At 67.1% G+C, this 26,384-nt stretch carries 29 protein-coding genes; 13 read left to right on the top strand and 16 right to left on the bottom strand.

Annotated elements, in window-relative coordinates; genetic code table 11:
• A complete protein-coding gene (locus JL811_RS04105) occupies window positions 1-1,224 on the bottom strand; it encodes a biopolymer transporter ExbB (RefSeq protein WP_202687056.1) in 1,224 nt (407 codons plus the stop codon).
• Between the two features lie 83 nt (window positions 1,225-1,307).
• Window positions 1,308-1,856: a gamma-glutamylcyclotransferase gene (locus tag JL811_RS04100; RefSeq protein ID WP_202687055.1), complete on the bottom strand. Its 549-nt coding sequence runs from the start codon at window positions 1,854-1,856 to the stop codon at window positions 1,308-1,310.
• Window positions 1,857-1,921: 65 nt separating this feature from the next.
• On the opposite strand from JL811_RS04100, the gene JL811_RS04095 reads away from it, so the two are divergent.
• The gene (locus JL811_RS04095; RefSeq protein ID WP_202687054.1) at window positions 1,922-2,890 is read left to right on the top strand and encodes a DUF2125 domain-containing protein; all 969 of its coding nucleotides are present in this window, start codon (window positions 1,922-1,924) and stop codon (window positions 2,888-2,890) included.
• A 27-nt stretch (window positions 2,891-2,917) separates the two neighbouring features.
• Here JL811_RS04095 and JL811_RS04090 read toward each other — a convergent pair whose 3' ends face one another.
• The 6 genes from JL811_RS04090 to JL811_RS04065 all read right to left on the bottom strand — a co-directional run bounded on the left by JL811_RS04090 (window position 2,918) and on the right by JL811_RS04065 (window position 9,177).
• A complete protein-coding gene (locus JL811_RS04090; RefSeq protein WP_202687053.1) occupies window positions 2,918-3,940 on the bottom strand; it encodes an extensin-like domain-containing protein in 1,023 nt (340 codons plus the stop codon).
• On the bottom strand, window positions 3,937-4,866 hold the full coding sequence (locus tag JL811_RS04085) for a prephenate/arogenate dehydrogenase family protein (protein WP_202687052.1): 930 nt from the start codon (window positions 4,864-4,866) through the stop codon (window positions 3,937-3,939). Before JL811_RS04085 ends, JL811_RS04090 begins: the two co-directional genes overlap by 4 nt.
• The gene (gene hisC, locus JL811_RS04080) at window positions 4,866-5,951 is read right to left on the bottom strand and encodes a histidinol-phosphate transaminase (protein WP_202687051.1); all 1,086 of its coding nucleotides are present in this window, start codon (window positions 5,949-5,951) and stop codon (window positions 4,866-4,868) included. Before hisC ends, JL811_RS04085 begins: the two co-directional genes overlap by 1 nt.
• A 260-nt stretch (window positions 5,952-6,211) precedes the next feature.
• On the bottom strand, window positions 6,212-6,832 hold the full coding sequence (rpsD, locus tag JL811_RS04075; RefSeq protein WP_202687050.1) for a 30S ribosomal protein S4: 621 nt from the start codon (window positions 6,830-6,832) through the stop codon (window positions 6,212-6,214).
• 184 nt (window positions 6,833-7,016) lie between these two features.
• Complete coding sequence (locus tag JL811_RS04070; protein WP_202687049.1) at window positions 7,017-8,114, bottom strand: Hint domain-containing protein; 1,098 nt, start codon at window positions 8,112-8,114, stop codon at window positions 7,017-7,019.
• Window positions 8,115-8,256: 142 nt separating this feature from the next.
• The gene (locus JL811_RS04065) at window positions 8,257-9,177 is read right to left on the bottom strand and encodes a lipid A-modifier LpxR family protein (protein ID WP_202687048.1); all 921 of its coding nucleotides are present in this window, start codon (window positions 9,175-9,177) and stop codon (window positions 8,257-8,259) included.
• A 240-nt stretch (window positions 9,178-9,417) separates the two neighbouring features.
• Between JL811_RS04065 and JL811_RS04060 the strand changes: the two genes are divergently transcribed.
• Entirely contained in the window at window positions 9,418-9,804 is a 387-nt protein-coding gene (locus JL811_RS04060) for a hypothetical protein (RefSeq protein WP_202687047.1), read from the top strand.
• Window positions 9,805-9,951: 147 nt separating this feature from the next.
• Here the strand turns inward: JL811_RS04060 and JL811_RS04055 are convergent, their stop codons facing one another.
• A complete protein-coding gene (locus JL811_RS04055) occupies window positions 9,952-11,298 on the bottom strand; it encodes a S8 family serine peptidase (RefSeq protein WP_202687046.1) in 1,347 nt (448 codons plus the stop codon).
• Between the two features lie 269 nt (window positions 11,299-11,567).
• On the opposite strand from JL811_RS04055, the gene JL811_RS04050 reads away from it, so the two are divergent.
• Entirely contained in the window at window positions 11,568-12,092 is a 525-nt protein-coding gene (locus JL811_RS04050; protein ID WP_337924709.1) for an RNA polymerase sigma factor, read from the top strand.
• An 11-nt stretch (window positions 12,093-12,103) separates the two neighbouring features.
• Window positions 12,104-12,919 carry an anti-sigma factor gene (locus JL811_RS04045; protein ID WP_202687045.1) on the top strand — a complete coding sequence of 272 codons (816 nt, stop codon included), beginning with the start codon at window positions 12,104-12,106 and terminating at the stop codon, window positions 12,917-12,919.
• A gap of 172 nt (window positions 12,920-13,091) precedes the next feature.
• Here the strand turns inward: JL811_RS04045 and JL811_RS04040 are convergent, their stop codons facing one another.
• From JL811_RS04040 to JL811_RS04030, 3 genes are all read right to left on the bottom strand, one after another.
• Window positions 13,092-14,663, bottom strand: a complete 1,572-nt coding sequence (locus JL811_RS04040; RefSeq protein ID WP_202687044.1) for a trimethylamine methyltransferase family protein — start codon at window positions 14,661-14,663, stop codon at window positions 13,092-13,094.
• A gap of 108 nt (window positions 14,664-14,771) precedes the next feature.
• On the bottom strand, window positions 14,772-15,467 hold the full coding sequence (locus tag JL811_RS04035) for an HAD family hydrolase (protein WP_202687043.1): 696 nt from the start codon (window positions 15,465-15,467) through the stop codon (window positions 14,772-14,774).
• Between the two features lie 79 nt (window positions 15,468-15,546).
• On the bottom strand, window positions 15,547-15,828 hold the full coding sequence (locus tag JL811_RS04030) for a DUF3572 domain-containing protein (protein ID WP_202687042.1): 282 nt from the start codon (window positions 15,826-15,828) through the stop codon (window positions 15,547-15,549).
• Window positions 15,829-15,992: 164 nt separating this feature from the next.
• On the opposite strand from JL811_RS04030, the gene JL811_RS04025 reads away from it, so the two are divergent.
• The 9 genes from JL811_RS04025 (at window position 15,993) to JL811_RS03985 (ending at window position 23,692) form a co-directional block, all read left to right on the top strand.
• On the top strand, window positions 15,993-17,396 hold the full coding sequence (locus JL811_RS04025) for a diguanylate cyclase (RefSeq protein WP_202687041.1): 1,404 nt from the start codon (window positions 15,993-15,995) through the stop codon (window positions 17,394-17,396).
• A 462-nt stretch (window positions 17,397-17,858) separates the two neighbouring features.
• A complete protein-coding gene (locus JL811_RS04020) occupies window positions 17,859-18,530 on the top strand; it encodes a class I SAM-dependent methyltransferase (protein WP_202687040.1) in 672 nt (223 codons plus the stop codon).
• 89 nt (window positions 18,531-18,619) lie between these two features.
• On the top strand, window positions 18,620-19,009 hold the full coding sequence (locus JL811_RS04015; protein ID WP_202687039.1) for a hypothetical protein: 390 nt from the start codon (window positions 18,620-18,622) through the stop codon (window positions 19,007-19,009).
• 152 nt (window positions 19,010-19,161) lie between these two features.
• A complete protein-coding gene (locus JL811_RS04010; RefSeq protein ID WP_202687038.1) occupies window positions 19,162-19,566 on the top strand; it encodes a hypothetical protein in 405 nt (134 codons plus the stop codon).
• Window positions 19,567-19,640: 74 nt separating this feature from the next.
• On the top strand, window positions 19,641-20,159 hold the full coding sequence (locus JL811_RS04005; protein ID WP_202687037.1) for a YcnI family copper-binding membrane protein: 519 nt from the start codon (window positions 19,641-19,643) through the stop codon (window positions 20,157-20,159).
• A 69-nt stretch (window positions 20,160-20,228) separates the two neighbouring features.
• Complete coding sequence (locus tag JL811_RS04000) at window positions 20,229-21,824, top strand: copper resistance CopC/CopD family protein (protein WP_202687036.1); 1,596 nt, start codon at window positions 20,229-20,231, stop codon at window positions 21,822-21,824.
• Window positions 21,825-21,841: 17 nt separating this feature from the next.
• A complete protein-coding gene (locus tag JL811_RS03995; RefSeq protein ID WP_202687035.1) occupies window positions 21,842-22,483 on the top strand; it encodes a copper chaperone PCu(A)C in 642 nt (213 codons plus the stop codon).
• A 1-nt stretch (window position 22,484) separates the two neighbouring features.
• Window positions 22,485-23,102: an SCO family protein gene (locus tag JL811_RS03990; protein WP_202687034.1), complete on the top strand. Its 618-nt coding sequence runs from the start codon at window positions 22,485-22,487 to the stop codon at window positions 23,100-23,102.
• The gene (locus JL811_RS03985; RefSeq protein WP_202687033.1) at window positions 23,099-23,692 is read left to right on the top strand and encodes an SCO family protein; all 594 of its coding nucleotides are present in this window, start codon (window positions 23,099-23,101) and stop codon (window positions 23,690-23,692) included. The genes JL811_RS03990 and JL811_RS03985 overlap by 4 nt, the downstream gene beginning before the upstream one ends.
• A 31-nt stretch (window positions 23,693-23,723) precedes the next feature.
• On the opposite strand, the gene JL811_RS03980 is transcribed toward JL811_RS03985, so the two are convergent.
• The 4 genes from JL811_RS03980 to JL811_RS03965 form a co-directional block, all read right to left on the bottom strand.
• The gene (locus JL811_RS03980; protein ID WP_202687032.1) at window positions 23,724-24,311 is read right to left on the bottom strand and encodes a periplasmic heavy metal sensor; all 588 of its coding nucleotides are present in this window, start codon (window positions 24,309-24,311) and stop codon (window positions 23,724-23,726) included.
• 3 nt (window positions 24,312-24,314) lie between these two features.
• Window positions 24,315-24,698 carry a dihydroorotate dehydrogenase gene (locus JL811_RS03975; protein WP_202687031.1) on the bottom strand — a complete coding sequence of 128 codons (384 nt, stop codon included), beginning with the start codon at window positions 24,696-24,698 and terminating at the stop codon, window positions 24,315-24,317.
• Between the two features lies 1 nt (window position 24,699).
• A complete protein-coding gene (locus JL811_RS03970) occupies window positions 24,700-25,299 on the bottom strand; it encodes an RNA polymerase sigma factor (protein ID WP_202687030.1) in 600 nt (199 codons plus the stop codon).
• A gap of 255 nt (window positions 25,300-25,554) precedes the next feature.
• Window positions 25,555-26,247, bottom strand: coding sequence for an EF-hand domain-containing protein (locus JL811_RS03965; RefSeq protein ID WP_202687029.1), 693 nt, complete (start codon window positions 26,245-26,247; stop codon window positions 25,555-25,557).
• Window positions 26,248-26,384: the final 137 nt, after the last annotated feature.

Below are 26,384 nucleotides of genomic sequence, written 5' to 3'. Positions count from 1 at the left end.
CTACGCCCTTGGCGCGGCAGAGCGTGTCAACTGCCGCACCGCCGTCGTCAGCGCCGCAATATCGCCGCGCAGATCGGTCACGCTTTCCTGCCGCCCGGCAGAAAGTTCCTCAAGGATGCGCAGAAGCTGCACGTCGATGGACCGCAGCCGCATCCGGCTTTCGGCATCGGTGCCACCCTCTTCGGCCAGTTTCGCCAGCCGTGCCGCCAGATCCTCCTGCGCGCCGGCCAGACGGTCCTGTGCCGCCCCGCGTTCGGCGGCCAGCGCCACCAGTTGCTCCATATGGCCGGTTCCGACCGCGTTGCTGTCCGAGAATTGCAGCAGCGCCTGCGCCAGCACGTCCAGACGTTCCTCAAGCCGCGCGCGGCCCGCCTCGGCCCCAGATTGCAGTGCCTGCAAGCCCTCCATCTGCCGCGCCATCCGGTCCAGAACCGCCACCATCGCGCCGCTGTCGCCCGCCCCCGCGCCCTCGGCCGCCCCTTCGGCATCCCCGGCGATGAAACCGAACCGCGTGATCGAGGACAGCCATTCCTCAAGCTCACGGTAAAACCGGTTCTGGCCATGGCCCGCGAAAAGTTCCAGCAAGCCCACGACCAGTGATCCCGCCAGCCCCAGCAGGGAGGACGAAAAGGCCGTGCCCATCCCGCCCAGCTGCGCCTCAAGCCCGCCCATCAGCTTGTCAAAGACCTGAAGCCCGGTTTCCCCCTCTTGCGGGGCCAGATTGCGGATCGTGTCGACCACGGCGGGAACCGTGGTCGCCAGCCCGTAAAACGTGCCCAACAGGCCCAGAAAGATCAGCAGGTTGACGATATAGCGCGTGATGTCGCGCGCCTCGTCGATCCGCGTGCCCACGGAATCAAGGATCGACCGGGCCGAGGTGGCCGAAATCTGCATCCGCGCCCCGCGGGAACGCAACAAGGCAGCCAGCGGCGCCAGAAGGCGCGGCGCGACAAGGCTTTGATCGGTGCGACGGGCGACCTGTTCGATCCACAGGACCGATTGCATCAATTGCCAGACCTGCCAGAAACAGGCCAGAACCCCCAGCACGAAAACGCAGCCGATAAAGCCGTTCAGCCAGATATTGGCCAGAAACACATCCGCGACGCGCGCCCAGACAACCCATGCGCCCGCAATCACCAGCCCGCCCACGATCAGCATGAGCACGATCTGGCGAATGGGCTGGGTAAAGGACGGCTCGGCCTCGGCGGTGGTGGTCCTGTCCATTCCTCGGGTAGACCCTTCTGTCTGACGCGCCCACGATAGGCGCGCGCAGCCGCGCTGCCAACCGCCAAACGTGCGGTTTTCGTTCAAGTCTTCTGGCTGGTTCCGATTTCCCGCACGCGCGCGGCCAGCCATTCCAGATCGGCATCACCGATGCCCAGTTCGCCCAGATGTCCGGCAGTGTTGTAAAGATAATCGCGGTTCGGCCCCCGCCCGCCCACGGCCGCTGCGATGATCTGCGCCTGTTCCTCCAGCGCTATCCCGCCGCAATATTGCCCATGGGCGCGGTCGATCACATAGGTCAGCGCGACGACCCCGTCGCCATCGGCAAAATGCACCGGCAGCCAGTCCTCAAGATAGGCCGAGGAAATCAGTTCGCGTTCCCGCAACAGTGTCAGCGTATCCGCCTCGGCCCCTTCGACAACCCGGAAGGCCACGCCCGCGCAATGCGCACCCGCCGCCCGGTCCAGCGCCAGCACAAGGCCGGGCTCGGCCTCGCTGCCGCGGTGGTGGATGGAGCGCATGCAGAAACTGCGATGCCAGCCCGGAAGCCGCGCGATGCGCTGTTCGGCGACGGGAAATTCCGGGTTCCAGATCAGCGACCCATAGCCGAAAACCCAAAGCGGTCTGCGCATCTTCTGGCCCTCCTCTTTGCGGCCCTGTAGATAACAGCGCAGAAGGATTGAAAAGGGGGGCCGGGATGATCCGCTGGATGTTGCGACTGGTGCTGATCGCGGGGCTGGGCTGGTGCGGGTACTGGTTCATCGGGGCGCATGCCGCCGAACGCTTTGCCCGCGACTGGATCGCGGCGCAATCGGCCGCCGGTCTGGAGGCCGGCGAACAGGGGCTTGAGGTTGCAGGCTTTCCCAACCGATTTGATCTGACGCTGACCGAGCCACGCCTTGCCGATCCGCGCGCGGGCTGGGGATGGGAGGCCGAATTCCTGCAGATCTTCAGCCTCAGCTACAGGCCATGGCATGTGATCGCGGCCTTCCCGCCGCGCCAGACCCTGACCCTGCGGGGCCAGCCCGTCACGGTTGAGGCCGAAAAACTGCAGGCCTCGGTCGTTGTGGAACCGGGGCTGGCCCTGACCCTGCAACGCAGCACCGCCGCCGGGGACGGGGTGCGGCTGTCGCCGCAAGGCACGCCGCCCCTGACGCTGCAAAGCCTGCGCCTTGCCAGCGAGATTGACCCCGCCGATCCGCTCAGTCACCGCATCGGACTTGAGGCCGAGGGCATCGCGCTTGAGGGCGGCTCGGCTGCCGCGCGGATTGATATGGCGCGACTGGACGGGCGGGTGACGCTGTCAGGGCCGCTGGACCGCGATGCGCTGACCAAGCGCCCTGCGGTCACCGCGCTGGACCTGCGCGAGGCGATCCTGAACTGGGGGGAGGTTTCGGCCTTCGCGCGGGGCCGTGTCGAGACAGATGCGGCGGGCTATGCCGTGGGCGATGTGACGCTGCGGCTGGAAAACTGGTCGGCAGCCCTCGACCGGCTGGCCGAAATGGGGCTGGTCCCGACAGACAGCCTGACGGGGCTGCGCCGTGTCGGTCAGGTCTTGTCGCTGACCTCGGGCAGCCGGAACGCGGTGGAACTGCCGCTCCGGCTTGCCGCGCAGGGCATTTCTGTCGCTGGCATCCCGGTCGGGCCGCCGCTGCGGTTCAACTGACCGGGCACACCCCCCCGGGGCGTGCGCTCAGCGGCAATAGGGTCCACTGCGGTGACTGGCCGTGTCGAAATGCAGATGATCGTTGTGATAGCGGTCTGACCCGGGGCCCAGCGTGGTGCCGAACGGTCCGCAGGCGGCCTTATGCGCCTGCCGGACCGGCGCCCCTGCCCGGCTGCGATAATCGCGCAGGATGCTGATTTCCCGCCCATCCGCCAGAATGATCGACGCAATGTCGATCGCCTTGCCACGCCCATGTTCGCTGATCCGCGCGCCGGGGCGGTTGTTGCGGGTGCGGCAGGCATAGTGCGCGGCGATGCGCAGGGTTGAGACCTCATTGCGCCCGAAGGCGGGTTTCAACCCGTTCGTCACCCAGAACCGCAGCGCCTTGGCGGTGTCGCAATCCAGTGTCGCGGCGGTCGACAGGCGCACGCCATCCACCTCGGTCACGCGCACAGGTTCTTCGATACCGCAGCCCCCGACCCGGCCGGTGATGCGCGGCACGCTTTCGCCCCGGATCGCCGGATCGCCGCAGACCGAGCCGCGCCTGCTGCGCTGCGGCTCGGATTTGCGCCCGCCGCCGAAGATCGCGCTGAAGATATTGCCGCGCGGCGCGGAACGGGATTCGGGTGGCGCGGGGGCGGCGGGTTGTGCGGCGGCAGCGCGTTGCTGCGTCTGGCGCTGCGCGGCGGCGGCGGCGATGGCAGCAGCAGGGCGCGGCGGCGGGCGGATGCTGCGCAGCGGCAGGGCGGCGGCGTTCATCGTGGCCCGCATTGCCTGTGTCTCTGACGGCGGCGCCCGGTCGGAGGGGGCGGCGGAGCTGGCTTCGGCGGCATCCGCCTTGCGGCGCGGGGGCCGGATGGATCGTTGCGGTGAACCCTCTGACGCGACCGCTGCACCTGTCGAGGCCGTCGGCACAGAACGCTCTGGCGCAGTTGCTGCCTCAGGGGCGGCCAGTTCGGCCGGGCGGGGTTCGGGGCGCGGTATATCCGACAGGACAGGCACGGCGAATGCCAGCAGAAACCCCAGTCCGATCAGCGCCTTGCCCTTCATTCGCCCGGAACACCCTCCGACACGGCTCGGCCGAAATCGGGGGCGGATGTATCCTGCCCAGCCTCGATGATGCTGCGCCGGATGGCCCGGGTGCGGGTGAAATACTCCTGCAGATGCGCGCCGTCACCCAGCCGGATCGCGCGTTGCAGGGCAAAAAGCTCCTCGGTGAAACGGCCCAGAATATCCAGCGTCGCCTCCTTGTTGGTCAGGAAGACATCGCGCCACATCACCGGATCCGAGGCCGCAATCCGGGTGAAATCCCGGAAACCCGCCGCCGAATACTTGATGACCTCGCTATCGGTCACGCGGCGCAGGTCATCGGCGACCCCCACCATCGTATAGGCAATCAGATGTGGCGTATGGCTGGTCACGGCCAGCACAAGATCATGATGCGCGGGCTCCATCTCATCGACCTTGGCGCCCATCGCCTCACACAGGCCGCGCAATCGCGCAACCGCATCGGCATCCGCCCCCTCACCGGGGGTCAGCAGCCACCAGCGGTTGCGAAACAGCGTGGCAAAGCCCGAACGCGGGCCGGAATGTTCGGTCCCGGCAATGGGGTGGCCCGCGATGAAATGCACGCCTTCGGGCATCAGCGGGGCCACGGCGTCGATCACCGCCTGCTTGACCGAACCGACATCGGTCACGGTCGCCCCCGGGGCCAGATGCGGCGCGATCTCGGCGGCAATCTCGGCCATAGCACCCACCGGCACGGCCAGCACCACCAGATCGGCCCCGGCCACCGCCCCGGCCGCCGTGTCGCAGACACGGTCGCAGAACAACTCCCGCGCGATGGCGCGGGTCTCGGCCGAACGCGCATAGCCAACGATTTCACCGGCCAGCCCAGCAGCCCGCATCGCATGCGCCATGGAGGAGGCGATCAGCCCCAGCCCGATCAGTGCAACCCTGTCATAGATCACCGCCATCAGCGATTGCCCTTGAACTGTCCCACCGCATGCGCGACCCGGCGGCAGGCGCTTTCATCGCCGACCGTGATGCGCAGGCATTGCGGCAATTTGTAGCCCGCGACCCGCCGCACGATCAGCCCCTGTTCACGCAGCCATTCGTCGCAGGCCTCGGCCTCTGCCGCATCATGGAACCGCGCCAGCACGAAATTGGCAAGCGAGGTGTCCGAGGATACGCCATGTTCCGCCAATGCCTCGGCCAGCCAGACGCGCAGCCGCGCATTTTCGCTGCGGCAGCGGTTCACATGATCCTGATCGCGAACGGCGGCCTCGGCGGCCTCAAGCTGCGCCGCCGACAGGTTGAACGGCCCCCGCAGACGGTTCAGAACGTCGATGATCGCGCGCGGGCCGTAACCCCAGCCGATGCGCAGCCCGCCCAACCCGTAAATCTTGGAAAATGTCCGCGTCATCACGACATTGCCGCGCCGCCCGATGATCTCGGCCCCGCCATCATAGCCATCGACATATTCGGCATAGGCTCCGTCCAGCACAAGGATCGCCTGCTGTGGCAGGTTCGCGGCCAGATGTTCGACCTCGGCCATGGAAATCATCGTGCCGGTCGGATTGTTGGGATTAGCGATGAAAACCAGTTTCGTGCGCGCGTTCGCCGCCGCCAGCAGCGCCTCGACATCCGTGGTGCGGTCACGTTCACGCACCTCGACCGGGGTCGCCCCCGCCGCCAGCGCCGAGATGCGATACATCAGGAACCCGTGTTCGGTGAACAGCACCTCATCCCCCGGCCCGGCATAGGCCTGACACAGGAAATGGATGATCTCATCCGAGCCGACACCGCAGATGATCTGCGAAGGCTCCAGCCCATGCACCTCGCCAATCGCCTGCCGCAGGGCCGCGTGATCGGTCGACGGATAGCGGTGCAACTGATGCACCGCGCGGGAAAACGCCTCTTTCGCCTTGTCGGAAGGGCCAAAGGGGTTTTCATTCGAGGACAGCTTGACCGCATTGGCCACGCCCGGCACATGCGCCGCGCCACCCTCGTAGAGGGCAATATCAAGTATACCGGGCTGGGGCCGGATTTCCGAAGTCATTTTGGCACTCCCCCAAGGCTGCGGCCTTGTTAGCGGGAGATCGGTGCTCTTGCCAGTGGCAAGCTGTGCAATCGCGGGACTGGTGCCGCAGGGCCACCCTTGGCGTGGCGCGTCCGGCCCGGATGCGCGGGTTCGGGCGCCGGTTTTCAGGTCGGCGCGTCGGCGTGTCGGCGTGGCGCTGCCTGACCGCCGGGCGCAGCCACAAAGCAAAAAGGCCGCAGTTTCCTGCGGCCTTTTCCAAAGCTCCACCCTGAACCGGATCAGTTCTTGGCGTAATATTCGACGACGAGGTTCGGCTCCATCACCACCGGATAGGGCACATCGCCCAGCGACGGGGTGCGCACGAAGGTCGCAGTCATCTTGTTGTGATCGACTTCCAGATAGTCGGGCACGTCACGTTCGGCCAGCGCGACGGCTTCCAGTACGATGGCCAGCTGACGCGAGCTGTCCTTGACGGCGACGACATCGCCTTCCTTGCAGCGGTAGGACGCGATGTTCACGCGCTTGCCGTTCACCGTGATATGGCCATGGTTCACGAACTGGCGCGCGGCAAAGACGGTCGGCACGAATTTCGCGCGATAGATGATGGCATCCAGACGACGCTCCAGCAGACCGACAAGGTTCTCACCGGTGTCACCCTTGACGCGCTCGGCCTCACCATAGATCTTGCGGAACTGCTTTTCGGTCAGATCGCCGTAATAGCCCTTCAGCTTCTGCTTGGCGCGCAGCTGCGTGCCGAAATCCGACAGCTTGTTCTTGCGGCGCTGGCCGTGCTGGCCGGGTCCGTATTCACGCTTGTTCACCGGGGATTTCGGACGGCCCCAGATGTTTTCGCCCATGCGGCGGTCGATCTTGTATTTGGCAGAGGTGCGTTTGGTCACCGCTGATCTCCTTGCAATTATGCGAGGGCGTTGTCCTTTCCCTCGGGCCACCTTGCCTTCGGGCGACAGGCTTCCCCTTGCGGGGTCCACCAACACCAATGAAAAGCCCCGGAGAATGCCTCCGGGACCGATGGCGCGCTTATACAGGCGACATTGCCGGTGTCAACCGGCCAATGACACAGTCTCAGGCCGCCAGATCGTGCCGCAGGATCGCGGCCTCGGCTGCGGTCAGGTTGCGGCGCGCGAAATCGCCATAGGCCAGCGGATCCCCCGCCAGTTCCGGCAGGATCGCCAGCAGACCGCTGCGCTGATCGGGCGCGATACTGTCCAGTGCCGCGTTTGACGGATGGAAGCTTTCGGTTTCCAGACCATTGGCCCAGATCACCTGATGCCGTTCCAGCAGGATATGGACATAAGTGACTTCCCGCAGGCTGTGATCGACGGTGATCGTCCGGCCATTCACCAGATCTTCGGCCGCGACCAGCACTTCGGGCGTGTTGAACAGCGCCTGCGCCGCAGCCCCCCGCAGCAGCATCCGGTGTTGCGGTGAAACCAGCAGGTCCTGATCGGGCCGCCCGGACCCAAGCGCATCGCCGCGCAGCCGGATCGGCCGCAGATGCGGCATCGCATGCAGCCGGGCCCCCGACATACGCCGCTGCCCGGTCCACAGAACCGCCTCGGCTCCGCTGTCCCGCGTCACGATCCTGTCGCCCGGGCGCAGATCCTCGATCAGGCAGGCGCCACCGGCGGTCCGGATCCTTGTGCCGGGCGCAAAGCAGATCACCCCCGCCCCGGACTCTGCCGCCTGAACCGGCGCCATCGCCCGGCCCTGCATATGCCGCACGATCCACAGATCGCGCCCTTCGGGCGGCATCCCGCCCAGAAACATCACAAGCCGCGCCCCGGTATCGGGAACCTCGATGATTGTCGCGGTATAGGCCGCGCGCCCGTCGGTCAGCACGAAACCCGGTTCTTCGTTCTCGTGCTCCGCGTTGCTTTCCCGGTCTGGCGGTGCCTCATCCGGAAAACTCGGCCGCCCCTTTCCAAGGATCGCCACCCCGATCAGCCTGCGCAAACCGCGCGCCGCCCGCTCTCTCAGCTCCGTCGCCCCCCGGGGCGCATCCAGATGCAGAAGTCCCGGTACACCGTCCACGCGAACAGCCTCACCTGTCCAGCGCCATGCGGCACCGACGGCAAGATGTTCCGGGGAGGCGGCGCGAAGGCCATCTGTCTCGGTTTGCGACCAGGAGATGACGAACGTGCCCCCACAGCCCGTTGTCATTGCCTGTTTGCCTGCTCTCTATCGTTTCTGTTTCTTGCGCTTTTATCAGCGCTTTATCAGATGATCTTACCACCATATGTCACAGGACGATATGACCGGAATGTCACAGTCGCCGGAAAGCTACGCCCCGGCGCATCGCCCGTCAGAACCGTAACCGCAGGCGCAGTGATCCGACGGTCTGCGCCGTGGGCTGGCCCTTGAACTCACGCCCAAGCCGGGTAATCCCATAGAAGATCTCGGATTTCTCACCCCGCCAATGCAGGCCCGCCCGCAGGCGGCTGCGCGTCGGTTCCAGCACCGCCGCCCCGCCATCGGGCAAATAGGCGCTGTCATGGATATGGGCGATATCGCCCCCCAGCAAGACACTCATGCCGCGCGTCTCATCGCCCCGGATGCCGGAATAGCGCTGCCCGGTGACCTGATCGCGCAGCATCAGCGCGCCCTGCCCGAACTGGCCGAAGGTCAGATCGGCCCCGGCCCGCAGATAGGTCTCGACCCCGGCCTGCGCCTCAACGAAGGGCCGCAGGCGCGCGCGGTCGCCCAGATCGAAGCTGCGGCCGATTTCGGCCGAAAGCGTCGGATGGACCGCATTGCCGATCTGCCCGGCCAGAACCGGATCGGGGGATTGCAGCCCGAACACCCGGTGCGCGGCGCGCTGAAGCCGCCCGACCCCGGTCTGCCGGCCGGTCGCGACCAGATCCAGCCCCAGCCGCGCCTCGGCCTGACCCAGTGAAAAATGCGTATGCATCCCCAGCGACAGCACGCCGACATAGCGGCGATCCCCGGCGGCGGGATTGGTCAGGCTTGCCGGTGCGATGATTTCGCTGCGCAGGCGGAATTCCAGGATCTCGCCAAATCGCGGCGGCAGCGCATAAGACCAGCCCGGCCCGCGCAGCAGGCTGACCGCATAGGATCCGCTGCGCCAGCGGTCCCGGCCATCGCCGATCGCATCATTGTTGAAGAACCGGCCGATGCCAAGCGTCGCACGCTCTGACGTCTGCCCGGAAACCGGAGAGGCCAGAACCGCAAGCACAGCACAGACCGCAAGCAAAGCCTTGCGCATCCTGTCACGTCCCGTTGGGCCCCACCCAGAGCGCCAGTTCTGGCCGATCCCGCGCCTTTCACAAAGCCAAACCATCACGCCAGCGTGATCGCACGCCGGGTCTGTGCCGTTCGGGTGACAGTCTGTCGCGCGCAGGCCACAGGGAAGCGTCGGGGGATGTTCGGGGGATGCATGATTGACAGCCCGCTGCCAGAGGCGCAGATTCGAAACAATCCGGCCAGTTCACATGGAGTGTTTCCGATGCCTCTTCGCCCCGCGCTCGCCCTTCTTCTGGGCCTCTGCCTGCCACTGGCTACGCCCGCCAAGGCCGATCCGACGGTCGGCGTGGGGGTCAGCATCCTGTTCGGCGGGGAATCCGCACTTGGCATGCGGATCTTTTCCGATGACCGCCGGGATCGCGCGGCGGCCTCGGTCGGGCTGGACTATGTCTTCCGCTCGCAGCGCATCCGCCCGACCCTTGGCGTGGCCTATCTGATGCGCAATGCCTATATCGGTCTCGATATGGGGCTTGATCTGGAACAGCGCGGGGTCGATTTCTCGGCCGGGCTGGGCGTGACCAAGACCACGCGCCGCACCCCTGCAGCCGCCCCGCCGCCCCCCGCAACAGCGGCCGCAGCAGCGAACTGACCGCCTCAACAGCCCCGGGCTCCACAGCCCCGGGGGCCGGGCCTTTCATCCTGATCGAAAGACCTCGGGGTATGTCCCCCCGCAAGGGCCGAGGGGCAGCGCCCCTTTTCCCGCCGACACTCAGGCCCCGAACAGGGCACCGCAGGCTCACTCACCACTGGTCAGGAATTCATCCGCGCTGCATTGCCCCGGGGCCTGGATCAAACCGTGCCCATAGACCGGATCGAACCCGGCCTCGCCCAGATCCCGCGCGCAGCCGATCAGCCCGTCGACCACATCTGTCAGGGCGGTTTCGGGCTGGCGCAGCCGTGAAACCGCCAGCGAGGCGGTGACGAAAGGGGCTGCATAGGACGTGCCCGAACGCAGCCGCCCCCCCGAGATCGAGGCCGCCGTCCAAAGCCCCACCCCGGGTGCCGCGAAGTGGATATAGGCACCCTGATTGGCCTGCCGCCAGACCCTTTCACGGGCATCGACCGCCGTGACGGCAATCACCTCGGGCCATGCGGCGGGAAAGGCGGGTTCCGCCCCCGGCCCGCCATTGCCCGCCGCCGCGACCAGCGCCACCCCCGCCCCTGCGGCCAGTTGCACCACCCGGCGCAGCACCGCATTGTCGGGCCCGGACAGCGACAGGTTGATGACCGCAACGCCGTCCCCGACCAGCAGATCCACCGCCTGCGCCAGCGCGAAGGCATCGGCGCGGTCGCCTTGCGGCGTGGTGTGGAAGGCCTCGACCGCATGAAGTTCCGCCAGCGGCAGCAGGCCCGGCACCCGGCTGTCCAGCCGCCCCACCAGCATTGCCGCAACCGCGGTGCCATGCTGGCGTCCCGCCGCCGCGCGCTCGGCCAGTTCGACCTGCCGCACCACCAGCCGCTGACCCGCCAGCGCGTCATGACCGGTATTGATGCCGGTATCGACCATGCCGATTTTCGGGGACAACGCACTGGGCCATCCGGCCCAGCCGATCATCTCCTGCGCGGCGCAGCCTTCGGGACCGCACAGAAATTCCTCGGGCGCGTAAAGCGCATTGCCATCAGCGATCATCGTGGGAAAGAGTGCCGCCAGTTCGGCCTGCGCCACCGCGATGCTGCGGCCCGGAGGAAGCCCCAGCCGCAGCAGCAGCCCGCCCGCCCGGGGCAGGCCTGTCCGGGCCAGCACCGGATAGCCCGCTGCCGCCAGCGCCTCGGGCGCGATGTCACCGGGCAGGATTGCCACGATCTCGGGCGGTGGCGGGGCGGCACGCGGCGCCTGCCGCGCGGGCTGCCGCACCGGCTGCCGGGTGCGGCCTCGGCCACGCCCTTCACCGCCGCTCCGGCCCGAAGGTCCCGATCCGCCCCCCGACCCCCCGGACCCGCCAGAGGCATGGGCCGTTCCGATCCCGGTCAGCGCCGGGGCGAGATAGGCCATCGGCGCGGCCAGCCCGATCCGCCGCAACAATGCGCGGCGGCGGCTGTCCACCGCGTCTGGCCCCTTAATGGCTTTCCCCGTATTCGCCATGGGATCCGCTTCGTTTCCGCCCCGCCTTTTCGCCATGGCGTGTCCTTCCTTGCCAGTTCCCGATCCTGTCGCCCGCTTTGACCATCCGTCATGCGGCCCTCACCATGGAACGAAAGGAAAGACCGTTTCATTCCGCATTCGCAGACGGATAGCGCAGCCGTCGCCGCCCGGATCATGGGATCCGCAAAATATTCTGGCATGGGGCGGGAATAAGACGCAATCCTGCGGCGTTCTGCCTGCAAGATGGTCCCGAAGACAAAGGTTTTTCCGTGTCCGATCCTGTCAGATCCGAAATGATCGCCCTTCTGCCCCGGCTGCGCGCCTTTGCCCGCAGCCTGACCCGGGCGCAGGACCGGGCGGATGATCTGGTGCAGATCACCTGCGAGAAGGCGCTGCGCAATATCGGGGGCTATACGCCCGGCACCCGGCTTGACGCGTGGATGTTCCGCATTCTGCGCAATGCCTGGATCGACCAGCATCGCGCGCGCCGTGAAACCGCCGATATCGCGGATCTTGAGGACAGCCCGGCATTGATCGGCACGGATGGGCGGCGGGTGACCGAAGACCGCCTGCATCTGGCCGAGGTGCGCCGGGCGATGGACAGCCTGCCCGAGGACCAGCGTATCGTGTTGATGCTCGTCTGTGTCGAGGGGATGCGCTACCGCGAGGTGGCCGAAGCGCTGGACATTCCCGAGGGCACGGTGATGAGCCGCCTGTCACGGGGCCGCCTTGCGCTGGCCGAAGCCCTGGCGGCAGGTAAAGGACGCGCGATCAGGAAAGGGGAGACCCGATGACAGGACAGCCGATGACTGGGCAGCCGATGACTGGGCAGGCGACAACGGGGCAGGCGACAACGGGGCAGGCGATGACAGGGACAAGCGGACCGGGCGGGACTGGCCCGGAGGAAGTGACGGATGACATGCTGATGGCGCTGGCCGATGACGAACTTTCCGGGGAAACCGCAACCGCGTTGCGCCGCCGCATCGCGGCCGACCCCGAACTGACCGCGCGGCTTGCGCTGTTCGAGACAGGGGCGGCCGATCTGCGCGCAGCCTTCGCCGCCGGCCCGGTGCCCGAACGGCTTCTGCGCAGCGTGATGGACAGTCCTATGGCCCAATCAGCAGAGGAGGGCGGCAGCAATGTCACCCCCCTGCCCCGTCGTCGCAGCCCTCTGACCGGCGCGGTGCCGATGGCGCTGGCCGCCTCCGTGGTGCTGGCGCTGGCGGTCGGCTTTCTGACCGGGCGCAGCCTTGGCCCCACAACCCCGACCGCAATGGCGACCGCCACGCCCGAGGCGGCAGCCCGGGCGCTGGCCACCCTGCCCACCGGCGGCGAGGCCGCACTGGAGGGGGGAGCGACCGCCCGGGTTCTGGCCAGTTTCCAGACCGATCAGGGCCTGTGCCGGATGATCGCGATCAGCGCGGGCAGGCAGGAAGACCGCGCGGTGATCTGCGGGGCGGGCGCCGACTGGTCCGTGGCGCTGAGCGTTCAGGCAGGCGGCAGCGGTGACTTCGTTACCGCCTCGGACACGGCCGCCGAGATGATCGACGCCTATCTGGACCGGATCGGCGCAGGGGCACCGCTGACCCCCGCCGAGGAAGAGGCCGCGCTGGCCCCATGATGTCACGGTCTACCGGGATGCTGACGTTCCGGTTCGGGCAAATCGCAGATCTCCCGCAAGACGGGGGGCAGAGGGGCGGGCACTTCTGTCCTTTTACTGTCGGAAAATATCCCCGGGGGTGTGCGGGGGCAGGCAACCCCCGCTCCGTCATCCGCCACCGACGCGCCGAGGGTCAGAAATCGGTGGGCGCGCCGCCTTCCTGTTTTCGCTTGGCCGTGAAGCGGTACAGATCCTCGCGGTGATCCTCATTGATCAGCGGGGGCGTGAATTCGGCCAGGATCTGCTTGTAGATTCGATGCGCGCGTTCCGGCGTCCAGACGCCGCCATCGGCGGCCCAGGCCTCATAATTGCGCCAGTCCGAGACGAAGGGTGAATAGAAGGCGGTCTGATAGCGGTCCTGCGTGTGCTGGCAGCCGAAATAATGCCCGCCCGGACCGACCTCGCGGATCGCATCCAGCGCGATATCCTCAGGCGTGGTGGCAAAGGTCGCCTCTTCGAAATAGCGCTGGATCATCTGCAATATCTCGCAATCCATCACGAATTTCTCAGGGGAGGCGATCAGCCCGCCCTCCAGCCAGCCCGCCGCGTGATAGACCATATTGGTGCCCGACTGCACCGCGGCCCAAAGCGAGTTCGAGGTTTCCCACATCGCCTGACCATCGGGAATATTCGCCGCACAGACCCCAGATGACCGCAGCGGCAGCTTGTAAAACCGGGCCATCTGCCCGGTCATCTGCGTCGCACGCATATATTCCGGCGTGCCGAAGGCGGGCGCGCCGGATTTCATGTCGACATTCGACGTGAAGGTGCCGATCGCCACCGGGCAGCCGGGCTTGATATATTGCAACAGCGCAATTGCGGCGAGCCCTTCGGCAAGGCTGAGCGCGACCGCCCCGGCCATCGTCACCGGCGCCATGGCGCCTGCCAGCGTGAAGGGCGTCACCACCACCGGTTGCCCGCGCCGCGCCAGCCGCATCGCACCATCCAGCATCGGATAGTCATGTTTCAGCGGCGAGACCGAGTTGATATTGGTATACATGCGCGGCCGCGCCTCAAACTCGGAATGCGAAAGACCCGCAGCAAGCCGCGTCATCTCCATCACATCCTCGACCCGTTCGGCACCAAGGCTGTAGGCATGCACCACCTTGTCGGTCAGGGTCAGCTTTTCATAAAGACAATCGAGATGGCGCACCGACGGGTGGATATCGACGGGTTCGACCGGATAGCCGCCCGCGATATGGATGCAGTTGAAATACTGCGTCAGCTTCATGAATTCCTTGAAGGTCTCGAAATCGCCGGTGCGCTTGCCGCGTTCCAGATCCCAGGCATTGGGCGGCGAGGAGACATTGACAAAGACCATATGCCGCCCGCCGATGACGATTTCGCGGTCGGGATTGCGCGGCGTGATGGTGAAGCTGTCCGGCGCATGGGACAGCATTTCCATCACGAAATCCTCATCCATGCGAACCCGCTCTCCATCAACTCGGCAGCCAGCCTGTTTCAGGATCGCCAGCGCTTCGGGGTTCAGGAATTCGATGCCGATCTCGGACAGGATATGCATGGCGCCGCGATGCAGGGCCTGCACGCCCTCGGCATCCAGCGGTTCGGTCGGGCGGTCGGGATTGACCGGAATACGCCAGGGCATCTGGTCAATCGCGGCGTGGCCCGCGCGGCTTTGATTGCCCGCGCGCCCGCCCGAACGGCGTCCGCGTTCCTTTTGCCGGGGGGTGGGGTCCTCGGTCATGTCCTGCTCCGTCGCTTGGGCGTCCTTGCGGGCAGGATGGCGCAAGGGCCGTCGCGATGGACACTCTGCCCGCGACGTGAATGCGTCGTTTTTGGGCGAGGACCGCGATCAGAGCGCGCGCTGCGCGTCGATCCACTGGCCAAGACCGCCGATATCGGGCAGCACGGCATCGGCATGGGGCGCCAGTTCCGCCGCGTCGGCAATGCCGGTCAGCACAGCGACGGTCAGCATTCCCGCCGCCCGCCCCGCCATCAGGTCATGGCGGCTGTCGCCCACCATGACCACGCGCGAAGGGTCGGTTCCGGTCGCGCGCAGAAAGGCAAGGCACATGCCCGGACCGGGCTTGGCACCATGGCCCGAATCATAGCCTGCGATGAAATCGAACAGATCGGCAATGTCATGCGCGGCAAGATGGGCGCGGGCCGGGCCTTCGCTGTCATTGGTGGCCAAACCCAGCGCCAACCCCTTTGCCCGCAGCGCCGACAGGGTGGCGCGCAATGGCACCGCCTCGGCCATGGTCGCGGTCGCGGCCATGGCGTTGATGCGCGCGCGCAGATCCTCACGGCCGATGCCCGGCAGTTCGGGCAGCAGGGCCGTGGCGATTTCCTCGGCGGTGGCGGCGATCACGGGGCTGTCGGGGTGGAAATCCTGCCGGTCGCGGTCATAGCCGATGGCACGGGCCAGCCGCGCGGCAAGTTCGGTATCGCCATCGGTCAGCGAATCGATCATGCCACTGGCCCAGCCGCCCCAGCTGCGCCGGAAGTCGAACAGCGTTCCGTCCTTGTCGAAGATCACCCCGTCCATATGCCCGCGCCTTTCCTGCCGATCCGGTCGCGCGCAGACTGCACCGCCCCGGGACGCGAGGCAATCACCCGTGCAGCGCTCAGGTCCAGTGCTGCTGCGCGCCGCCGGGCAGATCGGCCCTTGCCCGCGCCGGGGCGGTCGGCGGATGGCCGGTATCGCGGCTGAAGGCAAGGATCCAGTCATCCTCGGCCAGCAGGAAATCCAGCACCGAGCCCAGAAAGTCGGGATCACGCGCGCGCTGCGCCAGATCGGCCACGCCCGCCCCGCTGGCAGCAAGGAACGTGGTAAACAGATCATCCTGCGCCGCCAGCCAGCCAAGGGCCTCAAGCGCCAGTGTTTCAGCGGCTTCCTGCCGGTTCATGGCTTATCTCCGGTTCTGATGGGCGGGTCTTCGCCTTCGGGCGCGCCCCAGAGGAAGTTCCGGGACCTCTTGCCGTGCAATTCGAAAGAAATTCTTAACCAAAAGGCAGCAAAGGTGAATGGAGTTCAAGCGAACTGAGGATCGAACAGGGACGGGCCGCCACCATGCCGGGCAAAATTCTCGTTGTCGATGACGTGGCGACCAACCGGATCGTCTTCAAGGTCAAGCTGGGCGCGGCCTGCTACGTTCCGATCCTGGCGGCAAATGGCAGCGACTGCCTGACACTGGCACGGGAAAGACAGCCCGATCTGATCCTTCTGGACATGAACCTTCCCGATATCGGGGCGCCGCAGATCCTGCGCAGCCTGCGCGCCGATCCTGCCACCGCAGCAATCCCCACGGTCATACTGTCCAGCGAGACCGATCCCGGGCGGCGGATGGCGGCCTTTGCGGCGGGGGCGGATGATTTTCTGCCCAAGGATGTAGGTGATGAGGAATTTCTGGCGCGGCTGCGCAATCTTCTGCGCGAATATGAAACGATCCGCGGGCAGGAAACCGGAATGGCAACGATGCACGCTCTGGGGTTTGCCGAATCGCAGATGGAATTCGCCCCCTCAGGGTCTGTCGCAATCGTCACGCCCCGGCGCGAAAGCGGGATGCATCTGCGGCACCTTCTGGCCCCGCATCTGGCCGACCGCATGACAGTCCTGTCGCGTGAGCAGGCGCTGGCCGAGGTGGGCCATGACGACGGGCCGATCCCCGATATCTTTCTGCTGGAAGCCGACAGCCAGGACCCGCTGGGCCATCTGCGGCATTTGTCCGAATTGCGCAGCCGCCATGTGACCCGCCATTCGGCCATCTGCATTCTGATGCGGGACCGGGACGGCCTGCCTGCCATGTGTTTCGACATGGGCGCGAATGACTGTATCGGCGCCGGAACCGACCCGCGGGAAATCGCACTGCGCCTGACACGGATCATGGCGCGCAAGCGCGCGGCGGACCGGGTCCGCGCCTCGGTGCGCGACGGGCTTCGGCTGGCGCTGATCGACCCGCTGACCGGGCTGCACAACCGGCGCTATGCGCTCAGCAGGCTTGAAGGGGTCGCCGAGACCGCGCGGTTGACCGGCGGCAGCTTCGCCGTGATGGTCGTTGATCTGGACCGGTTCAAATCGGTGAATGACCATTTCGGCCACGCCGCCGGTGATGCGGTGCTGGTTGAAACCGCGCGCAGGCTGGGCGCGGGGGTCCGGGCCTCGGATCTGGTGGCCCGGATCGGGGGGGAGGAATTTCTGGTCGTGCTGCCCGGCGCCGATCTGATGCAGGCCGGACCGGTGGCGCAGCGATTGTGCCAGTCGATCAAGGAGCGGGATTTTGAACTGCCCGGTGGGGCCCGCATCGGCGTGACCTGTTCCATCGGGCTTGCCACTTCGGATGGATCTGCGGTGCTGCCCGAGGGCATTCTGGGCGCCGGCGATATCGGCTGTGTCATCGATCGGGCCGACCGGGCGCTGTTGCAGGCCAAGACCGACGGGCGCGACAAGGTCACGATCAGCCGCGACGCGGCCTGACGGTCCCCGGGCTGAACCGGGGGGCAACCGGGGGGGGTAACGGGGGGCATGCGCAGGCCCGCCCAGCGCGGCCGTGATGGCAGGTGCCCCCCTTCACCCCGGGGGATGGCGGCGGTTCCGCGCGCGGCCAGTCCGGCGCCACTGGACAGTTCCACATTCGCGATGCGCATGGCCTTGCACCCCTGTCATGGCCGCAACGGGGCCTTTGCCCGGCCCTGTCGGTCTGTCCTGCTTTGCCGAAATGCTGGACAAGCGCCGCTGCAGGTTCCAGAAACAGAAGATGCGTGATCTGAACCAGACCCTCCGCCCCGACCTGCCTTGCGGTCCGCAGTTCTGCCCTGTCCCTGCCAAAGGTTTATTGGATGACTTGCCCCAGTTCTACGTCCCTGCCCGCATCACCCCCGGTTTCGCCGCGTCCCGCGCCGCGCCGCAGGAAAGGCGCCTGATGCAGAGGACTGCGGCATGACCATGCGCATCGAACCGGAAAGCGACCGCAACGGCCCCGAACGCGCCGACAGGCTGCGGTTTTTCCGCTCATGGCTGGCCGATCCGAAACGTGTCGCCTCGATCGCGCCTTCGGGTCAGGGGCTGGCCCGTCTGATCACCCGGGAGATTGATCCGGCCTCGGCTCCGGTGCTGGAGCTTGGTCCCGGCACCGGCGTCTTCACGCAGGCGCTGCTGGACCGGGGGCTGGCCGAAAAGGATCTGACGCTGATCGAGTTCGGCGAGGAATTCATCGCACCGCTGCGACTGCGCTTTCCAGAGGCCCGCATCCTGCAGGCCGATGCGGCGCGGCTTTCGGCCCCCCGTCTTTTCCCCGGCAAGCGCCCCGGGGCCGTGGTCAGCGGCCTGCCGCTGCTGTCGCTTCCGCGTCGCAAGGTGATGGGCATTCTCAGCGGGGCCTTTGCCTGCCTGCGTCCGGGTGGCGCGTTTTACCAGTTCACCTATGGGCCGCGCTGCCCGGTTCCGGCGGCGATGATGGACCGGCTGGGCCTTCGCGCGGAACGGATCGGCGGCACCCTGCTGAACCTGCCTCCGGCAACGGTCTATCGTCTGACCCGGCGGGATCCGTCCGAGGGGGCAGGCCCCGGATCGCACAGGGCAAAGCGGCAGGCGGCGGAACCAAGGCGCTGAACACCAAGGGGTTGCGGCATCCTGTCCCGCCGGTCGGGGCGCGATTGCCCTTTTCCCTCCCAGGTCCTACTCTGCGCGGCGGAGGACAGATGAAAAGCAGCCCGACCCTTGGCAATTCCATTCGTGAAACCGGACTGGCGCTTGCCATTCTGGCGATCTGGATGCTGTCGCTGCTGGCGCCGCTGCATCAGTCTTCGGGCCTCTTGCGGGTCATGGCCGACGCCGGGCATCAGGTTCCGGCGGGCTGGTCGATCTGCATCACGCTGGATGCCGATGGCGGCGACAAAGACCATGCGATCCCGGTCTGCCCGGCGCAAGGGATCGGCAAGTCCGGTCTGACCGCGCCACCGCCCCCGGTGATGCTGGCCGTTCTCCTGCAGCTGCCCCAAGCCGCCGCGTTTTCCCCGGCCACCCCGCGCCTGCATCGCGCGCAGAATTCCCCTCCGGGCCAGCCAAGGGCCCCTCCGGCACAGGTCTGAACAATGAACCGCCTTTGCGCGGTCTGATGCCCTGCGCGCTGCGCTATTGCGGCGGGGCCTTGTCCTGACCTGAACTTGCCAGATCCCGGAGCCCATGCCATGGCGCATGATCCCCTGCCCTACCGGCCTGCCGCATTCGCAGCCTGGTCACCATGTTGACGGAACGCCCCACAACGCGTCCAGGGCTTCGCCTTGCGTCGATCCTGCGTGAGGCGGGCTTTGCGCTGGCCGCATTGGCGCTCTGGATGCTGCTGCTTTTGTCGCCGCTGCATCAAAGCGCGCAGGCGCTTGTCACTTTCCAGATCGCGGGAGCGCTGCCGCCCGGGGCTTCGCTGCTGTGCCAGCCCGCAGGGGGGCCGCGGGCTGAGGATCGCCCGGTTCTGACCTGTCCTTTTCAAGGTGTGACCGCCACGGCGGCCCTGCCCCCCTTGGCGCAGGGGCTGATCCTGTCCCGCCGCCGCTGCAGCCTGCTGCGCCGCGCCCGCCCTGCCCCTCCGCGTCCCCGGCGCGCGCGCCATGCCCTGCCGCAACCCCGCGCGCCCCCGGTCCTGATCTGAATGAACGCCTCAATCGCGGACCCGCAGCAGATGCCGGGCCGCACAAGAACAGATTTCACGAAATGAGACCCATCATGAAACGCAACACCACAATCGCCCTTGCCTTCACCCTTGGCGCCCTGACCACCCCGGCGCTGGCGCATGTTTCGCTTGAACAGCAAGAGGCACGTGTCGGCGCAACCTACAAGGCCGTGCTGCGCGTGCCGCATGGCTGCGGCGATCAGGCGACGCATACGCTGCGCGTCCAGATCCCCGAAGGCTTCATCAATGTGAAACCCATGCCCAAGCCGGGCTGGACGCTGGAAACGGTCAGGGGGGAGTATGAAAGCAGCTATGACTATTACGGCAGCGCGCTGAGCGAGGGCGTCAAGGAAATCGTCTGGTCGGGCGGCAATCTGCCAAACGAGCATTACGATGAATTCGTCTTTCGCGGCACCTTTGTCGGCAGTCTGGAACCGGGTCAAAGCTTCTATTTCCCCAGCGTGCAGGAATGCGCGGATGGCGAAGAGGCCTGGATCGAGCAGACCGATGACCATGACGCACCGAAGCCCGCGCCGGGGGTGAAGCTGCTGCCTGCCGATCACCAGCACTGACGACGAAACAGGGGCGGGGGCTGCGCGCGGCCCCCGCCCGACCCCGCCGCCCCGGCCCGGAGAGCCTTCATGTCCCGTCCTTCAGTCCACCCGCTGACCTGCCGCCTTCTTGCCCCACTCTTGCTGGTACTGACGCTTTTTGCCGGTGCGGCCCATGCCCATGCCGTGCTGCAATCGACCACACCCGCCGATGGCAGCCTGTTGCAAACCGCCCCCGGAACCGCTGCGCTGGTCTTCAATGAACCGGTCCGCCCGCTGGCGATCCGGCTGATCGCGCCGGACGGGTCCGAGACCGACCTGACGGATCAGGTGGCGGCGGCGGCGGCCTTGCAGATCCCGCTGCCCGAACTGGAGCGGGGCACGCATGTCCTGTCCTGGCGGGTTGCATCGGATGACGGGCATCCGGTCGCGGGGTCGCTGATCTTTTCGCTGGCCGAGGTTACAGGGGCTGCGATCACGGCAGAGACGCGCGATCCGGCCCTGTCCATGGTGATCTGGGCCGCACGATTTCTGATGGCGGCGGGGCTGGTGCTGGGCGTCGGCGGGGCGCTTTATGGCGCGATATCGCCCCTGCCTCCGGCGGCGCGACGCCCGGTTGCCGGGGCGGTGCTGCTGGGTCTGGTTGCCGCGCCTGCCTATCTGGGTCTGCACGGGCTGGATGCGCTGGGGCTGGGCTTTGCTGCGTTGGCCGATGCCGCCCCTTGGCGCGCAGCGGCGGGCACGGCTTTCGGTCCCAGCACCGGACTTGCGATGCTTGCCGCCCTGACCGCCCTTGCCGCACTGCGCTGGCCGCTGCTGGGCTGGGTTGCGCTTGCGGCGCTGGCGGCGGCCTATGCGACAAGCGGCCATGCCGGGGCGGCCGAACCGCGCTGGCTGACGCGGCCCATGGTGTTTCTGCATCTTGCCGCCCTTTGTTTCTGGATCGGCGCGCTGCTGCCGCTGGCCTTGTCGCTGACCCCATCGCGACAAGGCATCGCGCCCCCGGCCCTGCGCCGCTATTCAGCGGTGTTGCCGGTCGCGGTGATCCTGCTGCTGGGGTCGGGCCTGGCGCTGGCCATCGTGCAGCTTGGCCCCGATCCGGCAGCATGGTGGTCACCCTATGGCGCGATTCTGGCGGCAAAACTGGCGCTGCTGGCGGCGCTGTTCATGCTGGCCGCCTTTAATCGCTGGCGGCTGACCGGTCCGGCGCTGGGTGGCGCGCCCCACGCCCTTGCCCGCCTGCGCCGGATGATCGCGGCCGAACTGGTTCTGGCGCTGCTGATCCTTGCGCTGGCCGCTGGCTGGCGCTTCACCCCGCCGCCACGCGCATTGGCACAGATCACGGCCCAACCTGCCCCTGCCGCCTATGGACATCTGCACAGCACGGAAGTGATGGCCAATCTGATCATCACGCCGGGCAAGGCTGGGCCGGCCCTGATCGAGATCGAGCTGACCGACAGCACTTTTGCGCCGCTCGGGGCGATGGCGGTCACGCTTGGGCTTTCCTTGCCTGATCGCGGGATTGAGCAGTTGACCCGTGAGGCCCGGTTGGCCGATGGCCATGAAAACCTGTGGATCATCCCCGATCTGGTGCTGCCGCTTGCGGGGATCTGGACGCTGGATCTTGAGGTCCGGCAAAGCCGCTTCAGCCTTCTTCGGCTGGCGGGAGAGATTGAAATCAAATGAACAGACAGGAGCAGACCATGACACCCATCCTTCGCAGCCTTGTTCTGGGATCGGCCCTTGCGGCACTGCCGCTGGCGATCCCGCTTGTGGCCCATGCCCAGCAGGGCGGCCATGCCAGCCACGCCCCGGCGCCGAACGGAAGCCAGGAGGTGCAGGCAGGCGAATTGCATATTTCCGGCGCCTTTGCCCGCGCCACCCTGCCCCGTGCGCCGGTCGGCGGGGCCTATCTGACCATCCGCAATGACGGGGCCGGGGATGACCGGCTGACCGGCGTCACCGCCGCCGTGGCCCCCGAGGTGCAGATCCATATGATGGAGCACAAGGACGGCGTGATGACCATGCGCCAGTTGCGCGACGGTCTGATGATCCCGGCGGGGCAAAGCGTGATGCTGGAACCGGGCGGCTTTCACCTGATGCTGATGGGTCTGGCCGAACCGCTGGTCGAGGGGCAGCGCGTCGAAATGCTATTGCAGTTCGAGCAGGCCGGCGAGGCGACGGTCGTTTTCGACATCGTGGCGCTGAACGCCCGCAGCGCGCCGGAGACGGCAGAGGGGGCCGCGTCAGGTCATGAGCATTCTCACGGCCATAATCACGGCCACGACGACGCGACAGGCGGCACTGACACCGGCGCGGCCAAAGGCGGGAAGGCAGGACATTAATATGGCACAAAAACCCTCCCTCCGCAGGCTCCGCTTCGTTCTCTGGGGGCTGGTGCTGATCGCGGGCCTTGGCGCGACATGGCTGTTCATGCCGGGCCGCACCCCTCCACAACCCGAGGCGCAACTGACCGATACGCTGGGACAGGGCGAATACCGGCTGGTCACGACCGAAGGCCAGCCCTTCACGGAAAGCAGCCTGACAGGGCAACCCTCACTGGTGTTTTTCGGCTTCACGCATTGCCCCGATGTCTGCCCCACCACTTTGGGAGAGATTCTGGGGTGGAAGGACACACTCGGTCCGCTGGCCGGGGATCTGAAGGTCTGGCTGGTCACCGTGGATCCCGAGCGCGACACGCCCGAGGTGCTGCGCGATTACGTCTCATGGCTGCCGGGCGCGACCGGGGTGACGGGGGAGGCTGCGGAACTGGAAAAGGCGCTGCAATCCTTCCGCATCTTCGCGCGCCGCGTGCCGCTGGAGGGCGGCAGCTATACGATGGATCACAGCGCCTATGTGATGCTGTTCGACGATCAGGGCCGATACAACCAGATCTTCACCTATCAGGAAGATCCCGAACAGGTCACGGCCAAGCTGCGCCGCTTTCTGGAGGGTCAGGGATGACCCTGCTGCGCGGGGTCGCATTGATCGGCGCGCTGGCCGTGGTTTCGGCCGGAATTGCCGGGGCGGGCTGGGTTCTGATGGGGGACCGGGCGCAGCAGACGCTGACGCCCGATGATTTCGGGCGCGGCGATTACCGGCTGGTCACGACCGACGGCCAGCCCTTCACGCAGGACAGCCTGCAGGGCGCGCCTTCGCTGGTGTTCTTCGGCTTCACCCATTGCCCCGATGTCTGCCCGACCACCCTGGGCGATATCGGTCTCTGGCAGGAGACATTGGGGGATGAGGCGCGCGATCTGCGTATCTTCATGATCAGCGTCGACCCCGAACGCGATACGCCCGAAGTGCTGGCTGAATATATCGGCTGGCTGCCCGGGGCGGTGGGGGTCACCGGGTCCGAGGCGGAAAGCCTGAAAGCGCAGGGCGCCTTCCGCGTCTTTGCGCGCAAGGTGCCGTTGGAGGGCGACGATTACACGATGGACCATTCGTCATCAGTGCTGGCCTTCGATGCGCGAGGCCGGTTCGTCACGAACATCTCCTATCAAAGCCCGCCGGAAATCGCGCTGGAACGGGTCCGGCAGGCGCTGAGATAGACTCATCGCAACGGGTGCGGGCGCTGCTCCTTCAGGGCCGGGAGGGCGGACCGTCCTCCTGCCCTGCCGGTTCATCATCGGGCCTGCCCTCGCGCCGCTTTTCCCGCGCCTCGGCGCGGCGGCGCAGGCCGTCTTCCAAACGTTCGGCGAATTGCGCCCGCGCGGCGGCGTCCAGCCCCGCCAGATGATCCCGGATCAGCGCCTCCCCCAGCGCACGCCGCTCCATCGAGCGGGCGGAACTGCGCGACAGCGCGGCCTCAAACCCGTCGACATCGAATGGCTCGGCCCGGATCGCGGCCAGAACCGCCGTCAGATCCTCGCGCATCGCGGCTCTGGCTTCCCGCAGATCGGGCGCGCGTTCGACAAAGGCCGCGCGCAGGGCATGGTGATCTTCCTCGGTCAGGGCAGGACCGAAGAACCCAAAGCCCAGATCGCGCACCGAATGCGGGCGCGGCCCCTCGCCCCGCCCTTTCAGATGGTTGCCCAGCACCAGCCCCGCCACCCCCAGATTAAGCGCAAGCGACAGGACCAGAACGGTTTTCAGCCACTTCCCCGGGCGGCCGGGCGGATCGGATGGCAAGGGCTGGTTGTCTGTTCCCGGTTGCCGGTTTTCAGCCATGGCTCAGCCCTCCTCCAGAAAGTCGATATCATCGGGCAGCAATTCCACAAGGTCCAGCTGCGACTGTGCGGGCCACACGCTTTCGGTCAGGGCGGCCACCGGGGCCGGGGCGGCAAGACCCAGCCAGAGCCCGGCCAGCGCCGCCGTCGACAGCCCCGCCAGCGCCCGCCCGCCGCCGATGGCCCCCAGCATGGCCTGCCAGATCCCGGCAAGGGATCCGCGCTGCGCCATGTCAGGGCGCGCAGCCACTGACCGGCGGGCCGGGTGCCGCGCCTCCTGCTCGGCCAAAGCTGCGGCCAGAACCCGGTCGGTCAGCGCGGCGGGGGCCGCAGGGCGCGGCGCGGTCCGGGCCTCGTGCAACAGATCGTCAAGGTCGCGCTCGTCCATCTCAGTCTCCTTCGCCATAGCCAAGTTCGGGCCTGCGCCCGGCCAGAAGTGCTGCCAATCCGCGCTTGCCCCTTGCGGTCAGGCTTTCGACCGCCTCGACGCCGATTTCCATCACCACGGCGATCTCGGGATTGGCCAGCCCCTCGATATGCCGCAGCACCACGGCCTGCCGCTGCCGTTCGGGCAGTTCCGCCAGCGCCGCAGTCAGCGCCCGATGCCGGTCGGTCTGCATCATTTCCGTTTCCACATCCGCCGCGTCCGACAACAATTCGGGCGCATCCTCCAGCGTGACCGGGCGGCGCAGGCGGCGGGCGCGCAGCCGGTCGGTGCACAGATTGCCCGCCACCCGGTAAGCCCAGGTGGACACCTGCGCCTCACCGCTGCGCCAGTCAGGCGCGATACGCCAAAGCCGCAGCATGGCTTCCTGCGCGATATCCTCGGCCTCGGCCCGGTCGCCGCCCAGCATCCGCGTGGCATATGCCATCAGACGCGGCACCAGCCGAAGGGTCAGCGCCCGCGCAGCGGCAGGATCGCCATTGGCGTAAAGCACCAGCAGCGCCTCGTCGGGCAGATCGGATGTATCGTCCAGCGCCATCGTCATCCTGTCGGCGATACAGGCTTTGTGCCCGTCATTCCAGAGCGCGCCATAGCACCGCGCCCGCCTTGCAACCCTGACTTTCCGCGACCCCGCGTCATGGTTTCCCCTTTCGCGAGGCCCCAGAAGACTCTGTCAAGGCCGCCGTCCGAAGGGGCCTGTCCCTCCGGACGGCAGGGGGGATATCCCCCGTTCAGTCCTGCCCGACCAGTCTTGCCCGACCGGTTCTGCCTGACCGGTTTTCACCGTTCAGTCCGCAGTTCAGTCTTCGGTGGCGCCATTTTCGGCCTCGGGGGCCGTGGCGGGGGCGGCCTCATCGGCTGCGCCTGCGCGCTCGGCCCGGTCACCCCGCTTGTCCCAGCCGCGATGATGCGCACCCTTTTCGCGATGCCCGCCCTCACGATGCGCGCGGGCGCGGTGTTCGCCCCGTGCCCGGTCATGACGCTGCATCATGCGATGCTGCATCTTCTGCAGATCCTCTTCGGTCAGCGCCCCGTCCTCATCCCGGTCGATCCGATCGAACATCGCGGCCAGCCGGTCGCCGCCTGCCAGCAGTTCCGCCGCCGTGATCAGCCCGTCACCATCGGTGTCAAACCGCGCGATCATGCGCTCGGCGCGGGCCGTGGCGCGGGCTTCGGCGGCGCGCATCTGCGCGGCAACCAGTTCGTCCGCGCTGATGCGCCCGTCGCCATCGGCGTCCAGTGCCGCCGCACGGGCCGCCCGCCAGCTTTGCAATTCCTCGGCCGTCACCTTGCCGTCGCTATCGGCATCGGCAGCTGCAAAATCGAAGCCGCCTGCCATCGCGCCCATTCCGGGGCCGCGCGACTGCGCCTCGACAGTCGTGGACAGCGTGGCGCCAACCATCGCGGCCACGGCGAAAAGGCTTGTCAGGGCTGCGTTGCGTTTCATTGCGTTCTCCTGTTCTTCATGCTCGGGCTGACGTTGTTTCGTCATCCTCATGCCCTTCACACGCAGGCGGCGGGTATTTCCGTCGCGGGGCCTGCGATTTTTTGCGCTGCGGATCTTGCGATACGGGTTTTGCGACATGGCGACGCGGGCAGGCCGCACCCCCTCCCCTTTCGGGACAAGGA

Source organism: Szabonella alba, from assembly GCF_016765775.1.
Lineage (GTDB): Bacteria > Pseudomonadota > Alphaproteobacteria > Rhodobacterales > Rhodobacteraceae > Szabonella > Szabonella alba.
Note: the sequence above shows the minus strand (reverse complement) of the source record. Positions and strands in the feature narration are given on the sequence as shown.

Coding starts and splice junctions, on each gene's coding strand:
- JL811_RS04105 (WP_202687056.1), bottom strand. CDS start 1,224: ATGGACAGGACCACCACCGCCGAGGCCGAGCCGTCCTTTACCCAGCCC.
- JL811_RS04100 (WP_202687055.1), bottom strand. CDS start 1,856: ATGCGCAGACCGCTTTGGGTTTTCGGCTATGGGTCGCTGATCTGGAAC.
- JL811_RS04095 (WP_202687054.1), top strand. CDS start 1,922: ATGATCCGCTGGATGTTGCGACTGGTGCTGATCGCGGGGCTGGGCTGG.
- JL811_RS04090 (WP_202687053.1), bottom strand. CDS start 3,940: ATGAAGGGCAAGGCGCTGATCGGACTGGGGTTTCTGCTGGCATTCGCC.
- JL811_RS04085 (WP_202687052.1), bottom strand. CDS start 4,866: ATGGCGGTGATCTATGACAGGGTTGCACTGATCGGGCTGGGGCTGATC.
- hisC (WP_202687051.1), bottom strand. CDS start 5,951: ATGACTTCGGAAATCCGGCCCCAGCCCGGTATACTTGATATTGCCCTC.
- JL811_RS04070 (WP_202687049.1), bottom strand. CDS start 8,114: ATGACAACGGGCTGTGGGGGCACGTTCGTCATCTCCTGGTCGCAAACC.
- JL811_RS04065 (WP_202687048.1), bottom strand. CDS start 9,177: ATGCGCAAGGCTTTGCTTGCGGTCTGTGCTGTGCTTGCGGTTCTGGCC.
- JL811_RS04060 (WP_202687047.1), top strand. CDS start 9,418: ATGCCTCTTCGCCCCGCGCTCGCCCTTCTTCTGGGCCTCTGCCTGCCA.
- JL811_RS04055 (WP_202687046.1), bottom strand. CDS start 11,298: ATGGCGAATACGGGGAAAGCCATTAAGGGGCCAGACGCGGTGGACAGC.
- JL811_RS04045 (WP_202687045.1), top strand. CDS start 12,104: ATGACTGGGCAGCCGATGACTGGGCAGGCGACAACGGGGCAGGCGACA.
- JL811_RS04040 (WP_202687044.1), bottom strand. CDS start 14,663: ATGACCGAGGACCCCACCCCCCGGCAAAAGGAACGCGGACGCCGTTCG.
- JL811_RS04035 (WP_202687043.1), bottom strand. CDS start 15,467: ATGGACGGGGTGATCTTCGACAAGGACGGAACGCTGTTCGACTTCCGG.
- JL811_RS04030 (WP_202687042.1), bottom strand. CDS start 15,828: ATGAACCGGCAGGAAGCCGCTGAAACACTGGCGCTTGAGGCCCTTGGC.
- JL811_RS04025 (WP_202687041.1), top strand. CDS start 15,993: ATGCCGGGCAAAATTCTCGTTGTCGATGACGTGGCGACCAACCGGATC.
- JL811_RS04020 (WP_202687040.1), top strand. CDS start 17,859: ATGACCATGCGCATCGAACCGGAAAGCGACCGCAACGGCCCCGAACGC.
- JL811_RS04015 (WP_202687039.1), top strand. CDS start 18,620: ATGAAAAGCAGCCCGACCCTTGGCAATTCCATTCGTGAAACCGGACTG.
- JL811_RS04010 (WP_202687038.1), top strand. CDS start 19,162: ATGTTGACGGAACGCCCCACAACGCGTCCAGGGCTTCGCCTTGCGTCG.
- JL811_RS04005 (WP_202687037.1), top strand. CDS start 19,641: ATGAAACGCAACACCACAATCGCCCTTGCCTTCACCCTTGGCGCCCTG.
- JL811_RS04000 (WP_202687036.1), top strand. CDS start 20,229: ATGTCCCGTCCTTCAGTCCACCCGCTGACCTGCCGCCTTCTTGCCCCA.
- JL811_RS03995 (WP_202687035.1), top strand. CDS start 21,842: ATGACACCCATCCTTCGCAGCCTTGTTCTGGGATCGGCCCTTGCGGCA.
- JL811_RS03990 (WP_202687034.1), top strand. CDS start 22,485: ATGGCACAAAAACCCTCCCTCCGCAGGCTCCGCTTCGTTCTCTGGGGG.
- JL811_RS03985 (WP_202687033.1), top strand. CDS start 23,099: ATGACCCTGCTGCGCGGGGTCGCATTGATCGGCGCGCTGGCCGTGGTT.
- JL811_RS03980 (WP_202687032.1), bottom strand. CDS start 24,311: ATGGCTGAAAACCGGCAACCGGGAACAGACAACCAGCCCTTGCCATCC.
- JL811_RS03975 (WP_202687031.1), bottom strand. CDS start 24,698: ATGGACGAGCGCGACCTTGACGATCTGTTGCACGAGGCCCGGACCGCG.
- JL811_RS03970 (WP_202687030.1), bottom strand. CDS start 25,299: ATGACGATGGCGCTGGACGATACATCCGATCTGCCCGACGAGGCGCTG.
- JL811_RS03965 (WP_202687029.1), bottom strand. CDS start 26,247: ATGACGAAACAACGTCAGCCCGAGCATGAAGAACAGGAGAACGCAATG.